This is a genomic window from Christiangramia fulva (genome assembly GCF_003024155.1).
GTDB classification, from domain to species: Bacteria; Bacteroidota; Bacteroidia; order Flavobacteriales; family Flavobacteriaceae; genus Christiangramia; species Christiangramia fulva.
The window spans coordinates 4,220,542-4,238,620 of the sequence record NZ_CP028136.1; the positions used below are offsets into that span (position 1 = coordinate 4,220,542).

An 18,079-nucleotide genomic window follows, 5' to 3' on the forward strand; every position below is an offset into this window, starting at 1 on the left:
TTATCCAATTATTTACCTCGCTTCCGATTACCCTTTACTGTCGATAATTAATAACCACCCTTTCCTGGGTGATACAGAAATGGTTTCCCCTATTTTAAATTGCTTAGCGGGCTGGAAATCTTTTATTTCAGGAGCATAAATCCTGGCCTTATTTGGGTTTGATACCTAATAATTTCCAGTTGATTTGAAGGGATACCTCTGTTTGTTCAGGATACCAGCTGGCCATAGAGATTAAAACTTTCTTCCCCTTTTTATAAACCGTCACCAGCACTTGATCATTGTCGGTTTTAACTGGACAATCCTCTGCCCAATAACCTATCATTTCTGATCCCTGTATTTCAAATTCGTCCCAAAGTTTCCATATAGGTCTTGGATCTGCATTTGCTGACCATGGCATTCGATTTGTCATACCATATAACATTCCGCGATATAAATTACCTCCATCTTGTAACATTTCACCCATCAGACCAAAAGGAATTCCACTTACTTCGGTAAGCATAAAATCCGGTCCATTGTTTTCATAATCAAAATATTCTCCAAACCAGAGACGATTCAAATATGGGAAATGTTCCAAATACAAATTGGCACTATTATTAAATCCATCTCGCTCATTATATTGATTAGCCGAGTGTAAATCAATAATACCCGGATGACCATTCTTAGTTAAAACACGTTTTATCCTTTTCATGGTAATCCGGTCAAACGCAACATCATCAAGATAGATTCCATCAATGTCTATATTATCTACCAGCCAATTCATTCCTTCCACATAATAATTATGCCACCGATTCATTCCACTATTAATGATCGCAGCGTCATGGAATTGAGGCACATACCATGCGGCTATATAATCATCATTTAAGTGCTCTTGCAACCAGGAATAACCTCCCCCCTCTCCCGAAGAAAAAACTTCATGGCCCAAACTCCGGATGGGATATAATTCATAAAGTCTATTGGAAACCTCCCGTATCGTATTGTAAATTTTTACTTTTATTCCTTTTTGGTGGGCCTCATCCACATAATCTTTCATTTCCTTCGTGGCAATAAACGGATAATTGATATAAGGATTTATCTCGTTACCGTGATGGATATTTACCACCGTTGCACCTGAGGCTACCACAGTATCAATTGGTTTATAAGCATGATAAAATCGCATATCCCACTGTTGTGAAGTGTTGAGTGTATGAAATGGGGTTATTAATAAATGAAAATTGTAATATAAAGAATCACCCTTTTTCAGATCTCGGGTTCCACTATAGCAATTTACCGTAACCATATCGTCCTTGCTATCGATATTAATTCCTCCTTTATTATCATTTCCCCATGAGGTGGGCAATAAAAGCGGTTTTTTCAGATAAAAATTGGTATTTAAGGGACGCATGTAGTGCTGGTCGCGCAACGAAAACTGAATTCCCCCATTGACGCCACCAAACCATCCTCCATCCTGGTTCTTGTGGGTAACATCCCATTTCCACTTTAAGGAATCAGGAGCATTCCCTCCTTTTTTACCCAGGCCCATGAAGTAACGGAATTTATTTTTGGCTACAGGAATCTCCATGGCGATATCATTTAAACTGACTGGCTCCTTTGCAATAACTTTCACTTTATAATCCATAAAACCATCAAACTCTATGGAACCTAAAATCTCCAACTCCATTTTTGAAAAAGTCAGAGTTGTCTTCCAACTTACCTTTCCATCTTCCTTTTGAGTAAATTTTAAGGAGGAAGCCTTAAAATGAAGGAATTCATCTCGACTATTTTTGATTTGAAATTGAATAGGCTTTGCTAATATATCTGATGGACGGTCCAGAATCCGTGTCATCCTGGAGTTAAAATAAGTAAGAATTCTTTTTGGTAATCCACTAGAGTCAAGAATTACTTTTCTTCCAAGAAGCTGAATTTCATTTCCTGTAATCTTTAAAGGTTCATAAGGAGCAATAACAGTATTTCCTTCGGCTAATCTAGAATTAAGCCACGGTAACCTCGTCATTTTCCATGGCTCGTCAAAACTGAGATTTTTGGCAATATCCTCTCTTACATCAAATTGTAATTTAATTTCCTTTTTATTCTTTTGACCCACAGTAACTGTAGCAATACCCGTGTAAGTTCCGGGAGCCAAATCTTTCTTAATTTCAAACCCACACCACAGGGGCTGAATTATCCCTTTGGGTATATTCACCTCCTGACGCATTGGGTTTCCTCTATAATCCACCCCTTCCGTATTAAAACAGGTAAAATTATTACGGCTAATGACATCTCCAGTCTCGCTTTTTAAGTCAGAAACAGACACTTCTACTTGATCAAGATTATGGTCAGCAGACCAAATTCCTAACTGGAAAGCATAAAAGGCTCCTCTAGATACTCGATCCCGCAAAATTTCCGAAGCCCCTTTTTTAATCATCCATTTTTTAGGCAGCCTATTTTTCATTATAATCGGCTGTCTAAAAGTCTCGGGGAAGACATAGTAAGGTTGTTTACCCGTTTTATTGAGGAATTCTGTGATTTCATTCGGTGAGGCAATAATTTCCATCTCCGAACTATTATTAAACTCATTTACTGATTCAATTCGAAGGAATTTGGTATTGGCTCCCTTTTTTAATGCACTTGTTTGCAAGGGAACTTCTCGCGTTAGATAAACGGCGTTTGGATAATTTTTAGAACCATGTAATTCATATGGTAAAAAATAAACATAATAAATTCCCTTACCTGAATTTGGATGAAAACGAAACGTTCCAGAAAGTGCATTCATTTCATTGTATTGAGTCGGATAAAATCGATGATTGGAAAGACTATCTACAATAATTAATTGTTGTTCATTTGAAACATTCCTATTCCTCCACGGAATAGTGGCTGATACGGTATCGTCATCAGAAAGAACTTTTAATACAGCTCTTTGGGTGCCTAACGAATCTGCATTCCATTTGTACTGTTGCGGAGGATATGTATGTTGTGAAAACGCAGATACATACAGCAATATCAACAAACCAAATAGGGTATTTTTCATAGCAAGACAATACATTTTAATACTTTTTAAAAGGAATTGGAATGGAGATTTTTATCAACCATTATTCCCTGTGAAAGATGTAAGTTATAGGTGACCGGACGTTTCGCCTTTAATTTTATGATCATTAATTCCAGGTCTCCGTTTAGGGTTTCCTTATTTCCCAGGTTTACAAATGTGGGGTATAAGATGGTTTGTCCATTAGTATGCAACCTGTTATTGGTGAAATTTTTCATTTCTTTAGTCCCTAAGGGTTCCACTCCCAAATATTCAAACTTACTGGTATCATAAGGCAGGGCAAAGCTAAATGCATTGACTCCTTCCATTTTTTTCCCAATTACCTTTATTTGTATAATCTCACCCTTATCGAATCTATTTTTTTCTGTTTGCAATACAATATTTCCTGCGATACTATCTGATTTCTCAGTCTTAGCGATCCCTCCCTCTAACTTGATAGCAACATTGGAAATATCATAGGCATCTATAATTCCATTTTTATTTACATCACCGTTACTAACGTATCCTTCAAAGTCTGAATCACCAAGTTTAAGACCTGTATAGTTTTGGTAAGAAGTCAGATCATTAGAATCGATTAATTGGTCGTTATTTATATCTCCCGGCAAATAGGATGAAGCTCCTGGAACCCTGAACACATATAGTTCACGGCCCGATCCAAAACCACCTACTCCTTCGGTGACAGAAATTTTGATATACCTGGCCACCGGTTGTTTGGTAAATTTTAAATGCTTGTTTTGAGAATTGTTATTCCATTGAATGTTTCCACCTGGGATCCAATGTTGTGCATCACTGCTGTATGAGACAGCTCCTTTTAATATGATGCCATTCCCTCCACTACTGCGTGGCACATATTCCAATTTATCCAGTTTAGTAAAAGAGTTCAGATCGATCACCAATTCAAATGGTACAGCGGATTTCCCCCACTGGGTATGCCATAAAGTTCCCTCGTCAAAATCAAAAAGATTCGCAATCCCATCTCCTGGTTGATTTTTAACATTCGTTTTTGCCGTTATACCTCTTATGGCAAATTCTAAAGGGTTAGCATTCGTGGTTGCAGAAAATTCCTGCCATGGAGAATATTCATTTTTATTTACAGCCCTAATTTGAAAAGAATAGGTTTTTTCAGGTTGTAGATATTCTATAAGGTATTCTTCCTTTTTTATAGTAGAATAGATAAGACCATTAAACTTAATTTCGTAATAATCCGCATTGGGAACTGATTCCCAGCTTAATTTAATATTATAAGGACTGGTTTTCGCCTTAATTTGATTTATAGGTGTTAATTTCCCGCTACTCCTTTTTTGTTGATTGGGTGAATTGAATTCATAACCTTTTATAAAAACCGTAAGAGCCTGTGTCGTGATATCGGCTTTTTGAACCTTAACAATCAATTGCGGATTCCTTCTGATCTTCACTTTTTCAAATTCGGATCCCTTAGTAGCAAAACGGTTAAAATCTGTATCATCATTATAATAATAGGCATTTTGGGATTCCTTGAGTTTATTTAATGAAGTAACTTCCTTAAGATGAATATTTTTGTTGTCAATTTTTAGCTTAATCTTACGTGGCCTTTTTGTAAGGTTAATCCTGAATTCTGTTGATTTTTCTTTTTCAAAACCTTTAAAATTCCCTTCGGAGGGATGAACCATAACTGTTAGATGATCATCTTCAAGTTTAGATTCTATTAAGGTATACAGGGCCTCGCCTTTTTTATACGCGGTTGTTTTTCCATCGTCATCATATTGTTTGAATGTTGTTGTGCCATAAGGATATATTTCATAGATTCGATGCTGGGTATCAATTTCGGATATATTATTATTAGGATTATTCAAAGGAATGATAGCTCCTTTTTTTACAAAAACCGGTAATTTCCATATCGGACTCCAAAAACTATTAATAACCCTTCCCCCTTCATATTCCTGACCGGAAAAAAAATCAATCCATTTACCCTTGGGTAAGTAAATGCCATGTCGAATATCATTCCCTTTGGAATCTGCATTGGTGTTTTGATATATAGGAGCCACCAAAAAATAAGGTCCATACATGAATTGATACCTGGTCGCTGATCCCAGTGTGTAATTATTTTTTTCTTCTAAAAACATTGGTCTGATCATGGGAAGACTGTCCACGGCTGTTCTGGCGATCGTGTAGCTATAGGGCAATAACTCAGATTTTAATTTTAAATAATTTCTGTTAATGGAGGTCGCAGGTTCACCTAGCGCATGTGGATATTTAGGATTCTTCCCCCATCCATCCATATTTAATTGCATGGGAGTGAAGGTTTTCCATTGGAAATCACGAATATTGACAAGGGTATTTTCTCCCCCAAAGATACCATCCATATCTGAAGTTATATTTGGTTGGCCTGATAATCCCGCTCCAATATAGGTAGGAATGTGAAAACGAATGTATTCCCATAGTCCCCCGGTTTGATCCCCTGTCCAGATGGCTGCATATCGTTGCGTGCCTGCCCAGCCATCCAAAGTGATAATAAAGGGGCGCGCCTGATGTCCATATTTGGGCATAATTTGACCGACATCTGCTACTCCATTTAAACCGAAGGAATAACCCGATCCTACCCAGGCTACATCTGTCTTTAAAACACGCACGCCAGCTTCTCCTACTTCTTTGATAATATCCCTTTGCAATAAGGGATCTATCCCTTTTTTAGGGTGTAGGTCGGATTGGGTCCAAAGTCCTATTTGCACCCCATGAGCTCTCGCATACTCCCCAAACTCTTTTAAATTTTGAATGTTCCCTTCAAGTGTTCCAGTTTGTCCATATCCAGCTCCATAACCATCATTAGGCAGAATCCACCCCAGGGGCATATCATGCTTTTTATAACGATCTATAACAGCACGTGCTGAGAATTGATAATTATTATTTTCCCCATTAAGCGATTCCTTAATTCCACCGCTATCGGTTTGACTTTCAGAATACTTTTTTCCATTTTCAAAAGTTATGCCCTCCTTCTTATCCTCAGCCCAGTAGTCTCGGTTATAAGCATTTAGATGACCCTCATAAAATCCAAATTTTGGAATTAATACAGGGTTCCCCGTAAGCTGGTAATAATCGTTTAAAATTTCAAAAGGTTCCTTGTCGATCATAAAAAATACATCGAGATGATCTGTATTGTGACTAAGTAAAACATTTCCAGGTATTTTTTTACCAAAATCATATTCCCCCTTTTCGAAGGTATACCACATAAACCCGTAGCCATTTGTAGACCAGAAAAAGGGTTTTGGGGAGGCTACACCTCCATCTGTCCATCTATTTTGGTTTTCAATGGCTATTGTTTTTCCCTTATGAGAAAACCTTCCATTTTGGACCCCTCCGCCATAAAAAAATTCATCGGGATCCTCTCTTAATGCTATACGCACCCGGGTACTATCCATTTGTACCGGCGCCACTTCTTCTAACACAACATGATTCGATTCAAGATCTGTAACGTTAAAAGTGCCAGATGTTTTATTAAAGACAATTTTAACGGCATCAGTTCTGATAATTATTTCCGTATCATTATTAGAAAATTGAAGCCCTGAAATGGGTTGTTTGGGATTATCCACTAATATCTTGGCAGGAGGATTTGCCTTGGGTAAATGCACCCCGGTAAAGGGCATATCCTGATACAATCTAAAGATTCTATTCCCATAGAAATCGACCACGATACCAGAGGAATTCTTCTGATCTATCCTTATCGCTGTTTCGCTTATTTTGGTAAGTTTCCAATCCTCCCCTGGATGATCCAAAGTTGATTTTTGAGCAAAACAAAAAGTGATTGTAAAAAATAAAAAAATTAATAATAAAAAATACTTTGTAAATTTTTTTAATTTCATTTCCTTTCTTTTTAATATTACAATATTAAGAATAAGTTCAAAAGAAATGAAAATATATAAAACATTTATCACAACTTCTTTGATGACATCATGGTTCCTTCTTCTCTTTAACAGATTTCGATCGAAAAGAAATAATGGTATGTATTTACTTTTCCTCAGTTTACTTTCGCCCAGCTTGACCTATTGCCAGAAAACTCAAGAAAGTCAAGTGGTGAATTATAAAGAACTGCCAAATCCCATTCACCCCCCTTCCGATCTGTGGAAAAAACGTAACCAGAATTTTATAAGTTGGGGCAGCACCTATGAACGTTACAAAAAAGAGGCGCCACCCTCGATAGGAAAAGCTCAAAAAAGAATACATCTAAAAGGGTGGAAAGGTGAAAAATTAAATGCTCAATTCCTGGTATCCACCTATAAAAAGCCCCTTAATCTGTCCATTGATATTTCTGATTTGAAAAGTTCAAGTACCGCGTATACCATCAAAAATGACTTAATTGAAACCAATTTTGTTCGTTATGTGATCACAGACGAATTAAACCACGACGGTAAAGGAGGTTGTGGTCCGAGGAATGCTCACGATTTTGATTCTACCCTGGTGGCGGACCCCCTGGATAATATTACGGAAGTTTTGCCGGTTCCGCTTCATACAACCCGGCCCGTATGGCTAAAAATAAATATTCCCCCCTTTGCTCCAGCAGGCACCTATAAAGGATTCGTTAAGATAAAAGATCATGATCGCATTCTAAAGGAACTTATCATTTATTTAAAAGTTATAAATAGAACATTACCTGCTTCCAAAGAATGGAAATTCCATTTGGATCTATGGCAAAATCCTTACGCGGCAGCTAGATATTATCAAGTCGATCCATGGAGTAAAGCACATTTTTCGGTGATGAAGAAAGATTTGAAGCATTATGTCGAGGCAGGTGGTAAATCAATCACAGCTTCCATTATTAATAAACCTTGGAATGGACAAACTTATGATGCCTATCATTCTATGGTTAAATGGACATTAAAAAAAAATGGAAGCTGGAAATTTGATTTTACGACTTTTGATAAATGGGTAACCTTTATGACTGATTTAGGAATAACAAAACAAATTAACTGCTATTCTATGGTTCCCTGGAGCTATTCCTTTGACTACTTCGATGAAGCAACCAACACTGTTAAGACAATTAAAACGCAACCAGGAGATCCTACTTATAACCGTATGTGGAAATCCATGCTTATTTCATTTGCCGACCATCTGGAAAAAAAGGGTTGGTTTGAAAAGACATTTATTGCTATGGACGAACGTCCAAAAGAAGTCATGCTTTCAACCATAGCATTAATTAATTCGACCGGAAAAAATTTCAATATTTCATTTGCAGGTGAAAAACATGCGGAAATTATGAATGAAATAAAGGATTATTGTTTCCCTATTGACAACCCCTTTTCTCCAGAGACTATAATAAATAGAAAAAAGAAAGGTTTTACGACCACCTTCTATACAAGCTGTTCTCAATCTTTTCCCAATAGTTTTACCTTTAGCGATCCAGGGGAAACCGAATACTATGGATGGTATGCTGCCTCCCACAACCTGGATGGTTATCTCCGTTGGGCTTACGCAAGTTGGGTTGCACAACCTTTATTGGACAGTCGCTATAAAACCTGGGCTGCTGGTGATACCTACTTAATCTATCCAGATGGTCGTTCATCTATACGATTTGAAAAATTGCTTGAGGGCATCCAATACTACGAAAAGATCCGTGTTTTGAAAAAGGAACTTAGAAAGAATACCGCTTCCTGGAATAAACTCGAAAAGGTATTAGAAGAAAATAAATCGGCAAAAAATAGGCAAACTTTAAGAGAGCAATTGATAGAAAGTAAGGAAATAATTAATTCACTTTAAAATAATTACAAAATTTATTTATTGAAAATTTCTGAAACAAGGTTGAAATAAGCCGCTGCATATTTTTCCATTCCTCCATCGGTTGGGTGAAGACCATCAACAAAGTCTCTTGACTGCAATCCAATTTGCTGTTGGGTCAATAAATATAAATTCTGATCTCCCTTTGCTAATAATAATTCATAAGCCTTATGATTCGCTTTATTTAAACGATCAACTGCGTGCTTTCTAGGGGAATAAATATCAGCATCCCCATAACCCGCATGGTCTGTAAAAATTATGGGGGTATTAGGATGAATGGCTCTTATTTTCGCAACGGAATAAATTAATCTTTTGTAGGCTTCATCCGGTCCAAGGGAAGGTCGGTCAAAATTTGCCAGACAATCCAAAATATAAGCCCGTGCCTGCTGTTGTACCAAATACTCCAGGATTTCAGGTTCCAGCCATCCATTTCCAGAAAACCCAAAATTGAGAATAGGAATGCCGGTCTTGCGACCCAGTTTATTGGTCCAGGCGTTACCAGGTCGGCTCGCACATGCTCCCTGGGTAATTGAAGTACCATAAATTATCATCGGAAGGGAACCCTCCGATTTTTGAATATTAATACCATTTGATTGAGATACGCCTATCTGCATTCCCTCAACCGTGGCGTACAAGGGTAAGTAAAGCATAAACTCTTTTAGCTTTCCTGAGGAGTTATCTAATTGATAGTTATAAGAAATCGTATCACTAAAATGATAAGTACCCTTTACCCATTGCCATTTATCCATTTTATTCTTTAGGTAAAGATCGATTCCACTTACTCCTGTAGCCGGCATATGAGGAAATGCTAATTTTCCTTTGACCTTATACTTGATAATTATTTGATCGGCCTGTGTCTTAAATTTAATAGTAACCCCTGCCGGATTTAACGATAAGCTCCACACTTCAGGTCTTACTGCCTTTTGCATCGTATCGGGAAATCGCTGAAATGGATTTTGAGTGTTTTGTGAAACCTTACCATACTTATAAACCTTGGCAAGATCATACCAAATATAATCCGTGGATTCCTGTGCAGAAGTAGCAGAGAGAAACAACAAGGCGATTAAAAGATTGAAAAAATTGCGTTTCCTGATTCTGACAACCATTATATCGATTTATTACTTTTTATTCGCTTATTTTTTCGGCTATATACCAACTCATTCGATACCGGTGTTTTCACAGGAACGAGTAATGAAATAATATAGCCCGTTACGACACAGGTAGGAATAGCAATTAATGGATATATATAAAAATTCAGTTCCGTGTAATACTTTACAAAAATGAGGGAAAGAACACTTAAAATTGCTCCTGACAAGGCTCCAATCCAATTGGCTTTTCGAAAAAAGATTCCCAGCATAAAAACTCCAGCCAGGGCACTACCAAAAAGTCCCACTACTTCCTGAAAGAAGAAAAATAAGGAGGCTATAGGATAGGCTGCCATAAACGCGGCGACACCCGTTCCGAGCACTCCAACAATTATAGTAACCCATCGTGCGATACGCATAGTGGTTACATCAGATTTAGGTCGGGTAAAGCGTTTAAAATAATCCACTGTAACCACCGTAGAAACACTATGCATACTACTATCTAAACTCGACATAGCCGCCGAGTAGATACCTGCAATAACCAATCCAGCTACTCCTGGCGGTAAATGGTCCGCAATAAACAATGGGAAAATCCCATCATTCTGCATACCTATTTGCAGAAACTGAGGATGATCTTTAAAATAGACGTATAAAAAGGTCCCTAATAAGAATATTAAGAGTCCCGCCGGTATTGAAATGATGGCATTCATCCAAATACTCTTTCGAGCTTGCTTCTCATCAGAAGTAGTAAGATAACGTTGAACCACTGCTTGATCTGTGGTATAGGGTGCAAAATTCAAAGCAAAAGTTCCAAGAAATAGAGACCATGTAACTACCTCTGTAAGACTCCATCTAAAATCAAAAAGCTGGAACTTTCCGTCCTGGTAGGCTGTTGAAAATATATACCCAACATCACCTATATCATATGCAATAAAGATTAATCCAAGTATAAGACCCCCGATTAATACGATGACCTGAATTACATCGGTCCAGATTACAGCTTCAATACCCCCCATTACGGTATATAGTATTGCTAATACTCCCATAATTATAATGGCCATATAAATATCAATTCCTACAACCGTGGATAAGGCCAAAGCTGGCAGGTAAACCACTATTCCCATACGAGCTAACTGGAAAAGCACAAACGAAGTGCTTCCAAACATCCTTATAAAAATATTGAACCGTTTTTCAAGATATTCATAAGCGGTGGTGATATTTAGTTTTCTATAAAATGGCAAATAAAAGGTTATAATTATAGGCACTATCAAGATAATGGTAAAATATCCTAAGTATGCCTGCCAATCGTAACTGTATGCTAAGGCTGGTTGAGAAAGATAGGTGATCGCACTTAACATGGTTGCGTAAATACTTAAACCTGCAGCCCACCAGGGAATTCGGCCCCCAGCCAGGAAATAATCGTTACTACTTTTATTGCGCCGGGAAAAATACCATCCAATTCCGATCATTAACCCTAAATAAAGAATAAGGGTAGCATAATTTACCAACCCGAAATTTGTTTTTCTTGGGTTGACATCGACACTTCGAATAATTGGAGTTCTAATACCGGGACGGATTTCCCCTAAAGGTATAACAATGTCATCATCCCATTTAAGTGCCTTCGCAACTACTTGAGTCTTTCCCGGAATGGTTCCTCGTTTTGACCAGGTATCTGTAATGGTATGATACGCCCATATGGTTTTTGAAAATGAGGTATTTTGATAATTTTCCGCAATTTTATTGTTCAGGGAATCCAGCTTTTTTGAACCTGATAAAGAATCTTTTTTTTCTGATTGAATCGATTGAAGCTGTTTTAAAAGGGGAAGTCTTTGGCTCCATAGCTGATGATCACCTCCTGCACCTCCAAAAAATAATATATGTGCGTCACCCAGCTTAGTTACCGGAGCCGCTCCAACATACCCACCCTGAAGTCCTGGAGTACCATTGTTAGGGATTGAGGCTTTCTGACTCCATTGATCCGATAAAGGATTGTATTGCCATACATCGGTCAGGAATTTATTAGGATCCTGAGCAGTACTATCATAATACGTCCCGCTAAAAACATATACGACATTGGTTTTTCCATTGTTCTGAGCAATAACAACCGGCTGAATTCTACCCTGCCCAGGAATATCTTTTAATCTTTGCCAGCCCTTTCCCGGGGTAAATGAAAAGAAATTTTTAGTTGCTTTCCCACCTATTTCTTCCTGTCCCCCTGCAATATATATTTTATCATTTATAACCGTGGCATCCATATTTGCCAAAGGCGTCGGAAGCGGAGGCTTCTTTTGAATCCTTATTTCTTTTAAATCCGAATCCCATTTTATAAGAAATACATCTTTGTATATTCCTTTAGAATTCATTCCTCCAATGCACCACAGCCCTTGTGAGGTAACGACTGAAGCCCCATAAGCCATAGGTTTTGGTAGTTCAACCTCATTCTTAATCCAATTATAGTGGTTGTTAATTTTTTGAAGAATGAAAATCTTCTTGTAATATTTCTTATTACCTCCTTCCCAAACCGGTTCATTCGGAAAATTGGCACCCCCTGCTATGATTAAAACACCATCATTAATCCCTGCAAAGCTTCCATTAAGACCTTTTTCTAACGGTAACTTCGCAATAGAATCCCAATGGAATTGAGCTTTGTCCATTTCTTGAGAATAGGTAGTGCATGTTGTAAAAACAAAACAATACAAAAGGAAAAAAAATAGAGATTTGCGAACCATTCTTTTTGTTTAATTATGAAAGAAAATTAGTTAGATCGTAAATATAAAGAAACTAATGTTTTATGTTATACATATTAAGAACTATTTTGAAAATCTATGGATTTACAATTAATTTGAATGTCGAAGCCGGTAAATTTTCACTATTGTAAAGATTCCCTGTTGAAAATGGTTGCCATCCATAAAAGATATATTCCGGCTGCTCTTTAACCTTGATAATCACTTTGTCTTGATGAATTATTGCAGGGATCGGAGTTTTTCCATTTATAGAAAAACCCAAAAGTTTTTTGTTCCCCATTGTTTTCAATCCATCACCGGTATACTGGAAAGAAATGATCACTTTCCCATTTTTATAATGTGCTTGAACGGGTAACGGACCAGAAGTAATCATTTTTACACCATAACAATCATTTAAGGCCCAGCGAGCTAGCCGTTCTCCCACATCTTTTTTATTACTTGGATGTATATTTGTTTGGTTCCCAATATCACTGCTTACGACCATCCCCCCATGCTTTATACTTTTCAATAAAAGACGTTGATTATTTCTAAAGGGAGGCCAGTAATGGGAATCATAGTTTATCGTATCAATGGAAGATAATTGCACCCAGTAAAAAGGCATTTTCGGCTGGCGCCATTTCGAACGATAATTCTGTATCATTAGCTTTTGTAACGCAGGATACTCCTCCACCCTTTCTTGTTCTTGTGCATTACTTTCTCCCTGGTACCACACTATTCCTTTTATTGGAAAGGGGAGTAACGTTTTAACCATTGCTTCATAGGCAAAACCAGGCTTATAGGAATGATTAGGACCTAAAGAATCCTTGTAAATAAAACTATTTCTCACGTTCTCCATTCCTCGTTGCCTGATCCAAACCGGTAAAGCATCATTATATAACCAATTTCCTTGAACCTTTTTTCGGAATACTTTTGAATTCTTCAGTCTATTAACTGAAATGAAGGTCTCAATAGGGGCTCCGCCAATCGCAATATTTATTAAGCCAATAGGAACGCCGGTTTCGGTTATTATTTTTTTTCCAAAATAATATCCTACCGCACTTAATTCTTTTACCTCTGGCAATTGACTCTCTTGCCAGGTTCCTGTAAAATATTCTTGCGCATTGAGTTTATTGAGTGCTTCTCTGGTATACTTTTCACCATAAATACCTTTCCCGATATAATTCGCATTGAAATACCTTAATCTTCCATCTACTAGTTGTTCTTGTTCTTTGGCAAAATGGGCCTCAGAACCTAAAGGATATTCCATATTAGACTGTCCAGACAACAACCATACATCCCCAATTAAAATATTATCCAGTACTATTTTTTCATGCTTGGACCAGATTTCTAATTTTTGGGGTTCTTTTGTAGCCGGTAATGGTTGAAATTCTACATTCCAAGTACTATCAACTCGGGTTACGACATTTTTGTAATTCCCGGAAAATAAAATATTAATATGGTTCCCTGGGGCCGATTTCCCCCAAATAGTTATAGGAACATTTCTTTGAAATACCATATTGGAAGTAAAAATTTTCGGTAAGGTAACCTGGCCATAGCTAGCGCAGACTAGGCAGGTTAAAACTAATAGTAACGTTATTTTCCTATAAAAACCAGTCAAGAACATAAGGTGTCAATATTGAGGTTATTATTCCGTTCAGGCACATGGCTAAACCGCTATATACCCCTGCAACTTCTCCAATTTCAAAAGCTCTCGCGGTACCGATACCATGTGCAGCAGTACCTAGCGCTGTACCAATAGCAGCTTCATCCCTAATTCCTAAACCCATTAAAAAGCTTGTCCCAAAAACATTTCCAAATATCCCTACAAGGATAACCATTCCTGCTGTTATCTCAGGAAGTCCTCCTAGAAGTTTGGTAATCTCGATGGCGATGGGTGTTGTCACCGATTTTGCAGCCAGTGATTGAATGAGAATTTGGGGAGTATCAAGAAATAAAAGAAAAAGAACCATACTTATGATACCCGAGATCCCGCCAAAAAAAACAGCACAAACAAAAATTTTAAGCCGCTTTTTAATTTCATTGAATCGCTCATGTAAAAAAACCCCCATTGCCACAACCGAAGGAGCTAAAAACATTTCTAAATAACTGGCCCCCACTTTATAATCGGTAAAATCAATATTACTAATAAATAAAAAAGTAATTATCAGCACAATGGCCATTAAAACCGGGTTAAGGAATGGTAGACGAATTTCTTTATTGATTTTTAACGCTAAATAATAACACATAACCGTAAGTACCCCCCCAAAAAGATGAATGCTGAAAAATAATATCATTCTTTTTTGAATTGTTTAAATATCCAGGCGGTGATCCATAAGGTGAATAGTGTACTCAAAAAAATGGCCCCTAACATACCCATCAAATTATTCTTTATTAGGTTAAAATACTCCATTAAGCCAACCCCAAAGGGTACAAAAAAGAGTGCTAAATACTTTAAAAGGAAGTCGGAAGCAGGTTTTACCCAATGTAATGGAACAATTTTCAATTGCAAGGAAATAAAAAGGACCAACATTCCTACGATACTCCCAGGAATAGCTACACCCATAACCCCTACTATTAAGCTACCGATACCTAAGAAAAAAAGCAGTATGGCAAGGCTTCTAATCGCCCTGAGAATAGTATACCAATAACCTTTTATATATAGGATTAATTCTGTGATAGCAATTCCCTTGAAATTACATTAGGCTATTGGTCCACATCTTCAAAGATGTGAGACGCATAGGTATAACCCAGCGCTTCATAGCGCTCTTTTAACTGAAATAATCTTGTTTTGAAGCCGTCCCAATCTTTCATACCCCGAGGTGTCCAATCTACTTCCGCCAAAGCACTCATTCTTGGCAAAACCATATATTCAACATGATCCGGGGTTTTCATATATTCCGTCCACACATTACCTTGGGCCCCAAGAATACGATCTTTTTTTGAAGCCGGTAAGGCATCAGGAATTGGTTCGAAAGAATACACTTTTTTTACTGGAGTATATCCGCCTATTGCTAAAGGCTCATTTTTAGGATCAGCCTGGTAATGATCAAAATACATATGAGAACCCGGGGTCATTATTACATCATGCCCCATTTGTGCAGCTTCAATCCCTCCTTCTATCCCTCGCCAGGACATGACCGTAGCATTGGGAGCCAGTCCTCCTTCCAGGATTTCATCCCAACCTATAATCATTCTGCCATTTTTATTTAAGAATTTTTCGATTCTTTGAATAAAATAGCTTTGTAACTCATGCTCATTTTTTAAGCCCTCCCTTTTGATCACCTCCTGGGCCTGTGCACTCTCTTCCCATTCCTTTTTTGGAGCTTCATCTCCACCTATATGAATATATTTACTAGGGAAAAGATCCATGACTTCTGTAAGTACATCTTCTAAAAATTTGAAGGTAGTTTCCTTTGGAGCAAATATTTGAGGAAACACGCCCCATTTAGTGGCCACTTCATAAGGACCTGTATCGTTACCCAATTCCGGATAAGCAGCCAAAGCAGCCAAAGCGTGGCCCGGCATCTCAATTTCAGGAATGATTACAATTTGCCTTTTTTGGGCGTAAGCTACAATATCTTTTATCTGATCTTGAGTATAATATCCTTTATAAGCCTGACCATCACTTTTGTAAGGATCGAAATTTTTGCCAACGATAGTTTCTTTTCGCCTGGAGCCTACCTCCGTTAATTTGGGATACTTTTTTATTTCGATTCTCCATCCCTGATCTTCGGTAAGATGCCAGTGAAATCGATTCATTTTGTGAAGCGCCAAAAGATCAATATATTTTTTTATAAAAGTTGTTGAGAATAGATGTCTTCCCACATCCAGGTGCATTCCCCTATAAGGAAAACGTGGTGCATCATCAATACTTACAGCAGGAAGGGTAAGATCAGAAATTGCTTCTTTTTCGGAAGAAGGAGGCAGCAACATACGAAGGGATTGAATTCCATAAAATACACCCGCAGCAGTTGCTCCAATGATTTTAATACCATTGTAAGAAATATCTAATTTATAGCCCTCTGGATTTTTAATTGAAGAATCCACCTTTAAAATTATTTGATGCCCTTGAGCGTGCTCCTCTGAGCGGTTAAGTTCGAAACCGGAGGCTTGAGAAAGCATATTTACCAGGTAGTCAGCTTCCCAATTAAGAGAATCAGCTGCAGCCACTGAAGTATTTTTATCAATCAAAAACCTCCCTTCATTGATTTGCATTTTTTCCGGAAGTGGAATAATAGGGTAATCGTCCTTGGTATTTTTAACCGTTTTAAATTCTTCATAGGACTTATTAGGAGCACAAGAAAAAATAAGCGTTATTAGGACGACCAAATAAAATTTTCTTTTCATAGGTAAGTATTGATTATTAGACTGGCACTACTTTTTTAATTCTGGGTAACAAATTCAATGGGAAAGCTTACAAATACATTTTCCGTGTAATCATCCTTTTCAAAAAAAACTCCAATATCTCCATTTTCCAGCACGGTCATAGATGAATAAGCAGCACTGCCCGGGTAGATCACCTTCCCTGCACTCCAGGTTTTTCCCTGATCATAACTAACTTTTATGGTAAGGTTTTTTCGACTGTCCCTGTTGTTGGAATTAGTAAATAGAAGTAGGTTTTCTGTTTTGCCATTTTTATGGTAGGGATATACAACGATGCTGGCATTATTTCCAGGATCTGTAAGCTCTTTTTCAGGCCTGGTCTCCCAGGTCTTTCCCTTATCATGAGAAATATGGACATACCTATACCCCATACCACCGTTAACTCTTGAATTAATCATATAATCCCCATTGTCTAATTCAATGACTTTAGATTCATCGGCAGGATTCACCGGCGAATCAATAAAAAACCAGCTGGCACCATGGTCATCACTTCCAAATAAATAGACTCCCTTATCTAAATCGACAAGCGTATGGAGCAATCGACCCGATTGGGCTTGAATACCATGTCCGGAGGTTATAAACTTGAAATCGTTATACCATTGATCTTTAGTTATTTGGGATGTTATATCTTTAGGTTTACTCCAGGTTTTTCCATTATCTGAACTTTTGACAAACTGTAAATAATAAATATCCTTTTCATTCTCTAAATCCATATAATTATAGAATAAAAAGACCTCTCCCGTCTCTTGATCCACAATCATTGAAGGATCAGAGGCAGACACTCCAAAAGGAAAATCCACGACGGTTTCAATATCACCCCAGGTTTTTCCATTGTCCTGGCTTCGTCGGATAACAATATTGATATCCTTACTACCCCGAAGATCAGCACAACCAAGTGCACGCTCATCAATAGCCGCAATAAGGTCTCCATTAGGAGCAGTTACAAGTGCTGGAATCCGAAAACATTTAACCCCATCAACCTCCCGGGCATCAAATAATTTTTGATAGTTTGATGTTTCTTCAGGGAACTGAGAAGGAACTGGTGGATTTTGAGCTGAGCAACTCGTTAAAATCAAAAAGACAAATAGTAAGATTACTTTATTCATAAGAGTATGTAATTAGGT

At 37.6% G+C, this 18,079-nt stretch carries 11 protein-coding genes; 1 reads left to right on the forward strand and 10 read right to left on the reverse strand.

The annotated features are described in order from the left end of the window. Positions 1–27: 27 nt before the first annotated feature. The 3 genes from C7S20_RS19980 to C7S20_RS18765 are packed head-to-tail and all read right to left on the reverse strand — an operon-like array spanning position 28 to position 6,768. A complete protein-coding gene (locus C7S20_RS19980; protein ID WP_423738340.1) occupies positions 28–141 on the reverse strand; it encodes a glycoside hydrolase domain-containing protein in 114 nt (37 codons plus the stop codon). 7 nt (positions 142–148) lie between these two features. After that, positions 149–3,004: a glycoside hydrolase domain-containing protein gene (locus tag C7S20_RS18760; RefSeq protein WP_236994923.1), complete on the reverse strand. Its 2,856-nt coding sequence runs from the start codon at positions 3,002–3,004 to the stop codon at positions 149–151. A gap of 26 nt (positions 3,005–3,030) precedes the next feature. Next, on the reverse strand, positions 3,031–6,768 hold the full coding sequence (locus C7S20_RS18765) for a TIM-barrel domain-containing protein (protein WP_227009055.1): 3,738 nt from the start codon (positions 6,766–6,768) through the stop codon (positions 3,031–3,033). A gap of 25 nt (positions 6,769–6,793) precedes the next feature. On the opposite strand from C7S20_RS18765, the gene C7S20_RS18770 reads away from it, so the two are divergent. Next, entirely contained in the window at positions 6,794–8,746 is a 1,953-nt protein-coding gene (locus tag C7S20_RS18770; RefSeq protein WP_107013894.1) for a DUF4091 domain-containing protein, read from the forward strand. Positions 8,747–8,760: 14 nt separating this feature from the next. On the opposite strand, the gene C7S20_RS18775 is transcribed toward C7S20_RS18770, so the two are convergent. The 7 genes from C7S20_RS18775 to C7S20_RS18805 form a co-directional block, all read right to left on the reverse strand. Further along, positions 8,761–9,870, reverse strand: a complete 1,110-nt coding sequence (locus C7S20_RS18775; RefSeq protein WP_107013895.1) for an SGNH/GDSL hydrolase family protein — start codon at positions 9,868–9,870, stop codon at positions 8,761–8,763. Continuing rightward, complete coding sequence (locus C7S20_RS18780) at positions 9,870–12,578, reverse strand: sodium:solute symporter family protein (RefSeq protein ID WP_107013896.1); 2,709 nt, start codon at positions 12,576–12,578, stop codon at positions 9,870–9,872. Before C7S20_RS18780 ends, C7S20_RS18775 begins: the two co-directional genes overlap by 1 nt. Before the next feature lie 94 nt (positions 12,579–12,672). Beyond that, on the reverse strand, positions 12,673–14,088 hold the full coding sequence (locus C7S20_RS18785) for a sialate O-acetylesterase (RefSeq protein ID WP_227009057.1): 1,416 nt from the start codon (positions 14,086–14,088) through the stop codon (positions 12,673–12,675). Between the two features lie 85 nt (positions 14,089–14,173). Further along, on the reverse strand, positions 14,174–14,866 hold the full coding sequence (locus C7S20_RS18790; protein ID WP_107013898.1) for an LrgB family protein: 693 nt from the start codon (positions 14,864–14,866) through the stop codon (positions 14,174–14,176). Beyond that, on the reverse strand, positions 14,863–15,255 hold the full coding sequence (locus tag C7S20_RS18795; protein WP_341476526.1) for a CidA/LrgA family protein: 393 nt from the start codon (positions 15,253–15,255) through the stop codon (positions 14,863–14,865). Before C7S20_RS18795 ends, C7S20_RS18790 begins: the two co-directional genes overlap by 4 nt. 20 nt (positions 15,256–15,275) lie before the next feature. Further along, positions 15,276–16,919 (reverse strand): beta-N-acetylhexosaminidase, encoded by a 1,644-nt coding sequence (locus tag C7S20_RS18800; protein WP_107013900.1) that lies wholly within the window; start codon positions 16,917–16,919, stop codon positions 15,276–15,278. Between the two features lie 35 nt (positions 16,920–16,954). Continuing rightward, complete coding sequence (locus tag C7S20_RS18805; RefSeq protein WP_107013901.1) at positions 16,955–18,061, reverse strand: sialidase family protein; 1,107 nt, start codon at positions 18,059–18,061, stop codon at positions 16,955–16,957. Positions 18,062–18,079 lie beyond the last annotated feature (18 nt).